Origin of the sequence: Bacillus sp. GMs2/2 (assembly GCF_050172095.1) — a bacterium.
Lineage (GTDB): Bacteria > Bacillota > Bacilli > Bacillales > Bacillaceae_G > Bacillus_A > Bacillus_A cereus.
The window spans coordinates 1-4,009 of the sequence record NZ_JBNLYE010000348.1 but is presented as its reverse complement, the minus strand read 5'-3'; the positions used below and the strand labels follow the sequence as shown (position 1 = coordinate 4,009).

Below are 4,009 nucleotides of genomic sequence, written 5' to 3'. Positions count from 1 at the left end.
ACAATCCTAGTCCCAAAATACATGCTATTGCTAACACACCGAAAAAGCTTTTTAAATGAATAGAATAGGCAATATAGCTTCGAATATACAAATGATTTACAATACAAATCAATACGTAAGTAATTAGTGTACTATACGCTGCTCCATCTATGCCAAACTTCTGCACGAACATCATGTTTAACACGACTTTCACACAACTCGCACCAATAACAATCCATGCAGCTTGTGCAGAACGGTTAATGCCCTGTAAAACACCTATTGATAATACCATAACCGCAGTAAAATACGAACTGCCAATCATAACTGTTAACATACTACTGCCTTTTACATCTGTGAACAATCCGACATTTAACGGTACTGTTAATGCCATCAACCATATTGTTAACGGCGCTGTCAAAACATGCGCTAGTCGATTTGTATTTTGAATTGTTATTTTCGCCAAATTTATATCTCTTTTGGCCAATGCGGAAGTTAAGAGTGGTATTAACGGAAATACAATTGCACTTGCAAAAATAACAATTATTTGCGTGAATGCAAAACCGCGACTGTATATTCCAAATTGTTCTTGAATTTCTGTTGATGATCCTTGTAATACATGCGGTATTGTAAGCGAGTCTACTAAATTTAAAAGTGGCATTGATAAAGCTCCGATAGCGATTGGGATCGATACCCGCAATATCTTTTTGCCGTTTTCTCTTAAATCTCGGAGCGAATAGGAATTGCTTTTATTGTAGTATGGACTTCTATTATATTTTATACGCAAATATATAAGCGAACTAATGACTCCAAGAAAAGAGCCAACCATCGCACCACTAGTAATAACAGTATTACTCTTATCCCATGATACTAGTATGTAAGCAATTATTAACATAAAAAACACACGTACAAATTGCTCAATGACCTGTGATACCCCTGTTGGTTTCATATCACCGAAACCTTGAAAATACCCTCTATACACCGCCATGTATGGCGCAATGAGTAATGCTAATGAAGTAATAAGCAACGGCATTCTAGTTTCTTGTCCACCGAGCATATTCGCAATTTCAATAGAAAATAATACAATGACTAAACAGCCGAAAATGCCAAATGCTATCCCAATAATTGACGCTGATTTAAATAATTTCGCAATTTCCTTTTGCTTATTTTTTTCGTTCAACTCTGCAATTAGTTTCGAAATTGCAAGTGGAACTCCGGCTACTGATAATGTAAGAGCAATCATATATACAGGAAAAACAAGGCGAAAAATACCAAGCACTTCATCTCCTGCAATATTTTGTAATGGAATTTGAAAAAAACTACCAAGCAATTTTGACAAAAAAGTTGTAATGGTTAAAATTGCTGCTCCTTTTACAAATGTTTTATTCATATTTTTTCTCTTTTCTTTTATACATATACTCTCAAACATATTGTTTTAAGCGATAGGGATTCATTTTATCCCATTGGTTATCATAACAAATTTATTATAGGTTGAATACTTGGTTTTTTTTTCAAACTAGAAAAGCGAACCCATTTAAGCCTGTCTCTTCACAATATTTTTCTAATTCCTTCCATTATATATGTACACACTATAAGCGTTTCTGTTACGCCAAAAGAGCCCTTCCTCTCTGTCACTGCGATACATATTACTAAAAACATTATAAAAACATCCCACAACTCTACATTATAATTTATGTAAAATTGTGAGATATTCTAATTACTATCTAAACACTTAAGATTTTCAATTGCTCTTTCTGTTCATCGCTTGCCATTACTGCGATTGTTTTTTCAATACTCGGATGTACTTGCTCAAGCTTTACACTTGCTCCTACTTTATTTGATTGCTCAACAAAATTTAATAATGCCATAGCTCCTGATACATCCATATAACGCACATCTTTCATACGTAAAACAACCGGTGACTTCACATCTTGTAAAGTAGAGAAAATACGATCTACTGATAGGAAAGAGAGCGGCCCTTGAATTGTGTACGTTTCTTCTTTTTCTTTTACGATAGAAGTTTTACGTTCTTTACATTTCACCATATATATGATGAACGAAAGAATAATACCGAAGGCAACAGCAATCATTAAATCGAACTTCACCGTTACAATCATCGTTACGAGCATAACAACGACATCACCTTTAGGAGCGACATGCATCTTTTTCATGCTTCCCCAATCGAACATTCCAATACCAGTTAAAATTAAAATACCTGATAATACAGCAAGTGGAATATATTGTACGACCGAACCAAGACCCATAATAAAAATAAATAAGATAACACTATGCATACATGCCGAAAGTGCCGTTTTACCGCCACTTCTTATATTCACGATAGACCTTACAGTCGCACCTGCACCTGCTAATCCGCCAAACAATCCGCTCATCATATTACCGATACCTTGTCCAACGAGCTCTTTATTACTTTTATGACGTGTACCTGTCACATTATCCATTACGACCGATGTTAACAACGAGTCAATCGACCCTAACAAAGCAATACTAAGCGCTGGTAAAATAAGTGCTGCTATTCCTGTTCCACTTAAAGATGGAATATGAAGCGTAGGTATCGCTTCTGGAATAGTTCCAATCTTTTCAATTACTTTATTTAGTGAAAGATTTCCGATAATCGGTAACTTTACTGTAAGTCCTTCGAGTAGAGAAGAAAATAAAGGAAGCAAAGCTGTCACACCGACTAGTGCTACTAAACTAGACGGAATCGCCTTAATCCATTTACCAGAAACAATCATTACAATAATCGTTAACACAACAAGTAGAAAACTATTTTGTACGTGTTTTATTTCGCCTAAAATAATGATTAATGCAATACCATTCATAAATCCTGAAACGACAGGATACGGAATATATCGAACGTAAGAACCGAGCTTACATACACCGAATAAAATTTGAAATAATCCTGCCATCATAAAGGCAATAAAACTTGCCTCTAACCCGTGCGTCGCAATAACTCCTGTTGCAATAACGGTAATCGGTCCAGTTGGCCCTGTTACTTGCCCAGGTGTCCCGCCAAATAACGCTGCGAATAAACCTGCAAAAATTGCACCATACAATCCAACAAGCGCTCCCTCAGACGTTCCTGTCGCAGCAATACCAAACGCAATCGCAAGTGGTAACGCAACAATCGCAACAGTAAATCCTGCTAAACATTCCTTTGCTATTTTTTGAAACATAAAAAAACCACCTTTGTATAAAGTCCATGTTCCATTGTACACCTAAAAAGATACATTCGTTAGCTCACTTTTTACATTCTCGTGACGTAAACGTATTCAACGAAAAGTTTTCCCCTTATCTTTGGAAACAATTGCAACTATGCTATAATGAACAAATTAAATCTTTTACTATATACTTGGAGGCACTATGCTAACTTTTGAAGAAAAATTATCGATTATTGAATCTTTCCCAGAACTAGAAAGAAAGAACGTATCATTAAAACGTGTAAACTTCCACTTTGAAGAAAGTCGTTTAGATAAAAAGAACGTTGTATTTCATTTACACCCAAATGGAAATGGATTTGTATATGCAAGCGGTATTAAAGGTTATAAAACAGATGATAAAGGTATGGTTAACATCCGTGAGTTTTCAGCAGAGGAGTTACGTTCAGTAATTGAGAAATCAATTGACCTTCTATCACAAGAAGAGGTAGTAGCACCTGTAGAACCTGCGAAAGAAGAAGAATGGCAGAACGAAGATGGTCATATTCTTACTCTTATTTCAGAGGATGACATGTGGAACGTGTACGCTGGTGTAAACTTAGACGGTACATTCAACTCTTATCCAGAAGCTGCGGAATACCTTGATGAAGAAGGCTTTTCACGCAAATAAAAATAGAAACCTATTTCATTCAACGACTTTTATAGTAATCAAAGAAGACACTTAAGGTGTCTTTTTTTGTTATATAAACTCCTTTCTCACACTATCTCTACTAATTTTCATAAAATGATTCAGAGGAGGTTTATATGAATACAACTGCTAAATTAATAAATTGGAAAGAACATGGCGATATGATTAT

General features: G+C 35.4%; 3 protein-coding genes. 1 reads left to right on the top strand and 2 read right to left on the bottom strand.

Translation table 11 applies throughout. From position 1 onward, the window contains the following. Both ACQGS6_RS24015 and ACQGS6_RS24010 read right to left on the bottom strand, forming a co-directional pair. The coding region (locus tag ACQGS6_RS24015) for a putative polysaccharide biosynthesis protein (protein ID WP_426965714.1) at positions 1–1,366 on the bottom strand (1,366 nt) is incomplete at its 3' end. A gap of 334 nt (positions 1,367–1,700) precedes the next feature. Next, complete coding sequence (locus ACQGS6_RS24010) at positions 1,701–3,170, bottom strand: SulP family inorganic anion transporter (RefSeq protein ID WP_000486650.1); 1,470 nt, start codon at positions 3,168–3,170, stop codon at positions 1,701–1,703. 187 nt (positions 3,171–3,357) lie between these two features. On the opposite strand from ACQGS6_RS24010, the gene ACQGS6_RS24005 reads away from it, so the two are divergent. Then, the gene (locus tag ACQGS6_RS24005; protein ID WP_000954998.1) at positions 3,358–3,822 is read left to right on the top strand and encodes a hypothetical protein; all 465 of its coding nucleotides are present in this window, start codon (positions 3,358–3,360) and stop codon (positions 3,820–3,822) included. The last annotated feature ends 187 nt before the right edge of the window (positions 3,823–4,009 follow it).

What these genes read in the sequence shown, in the direction of transcription:
- ACQGS6_RS24010 (WP_000486650.1), bottom strand. Translation starts at nt 3,170, where the DNA reads ATGTTTCAAAAAATAGCAAAGGAATGTTTAGCAGGATTTACTGTTGCG.
- ACQGS6_RS24005 (WP_000954998.1), top strand. Translation starts at nt 3,358, where the DNA reads ATGCTAACTTTTGAAGAAAAATTATCGATTATTGAATCTTTCCCAGAA.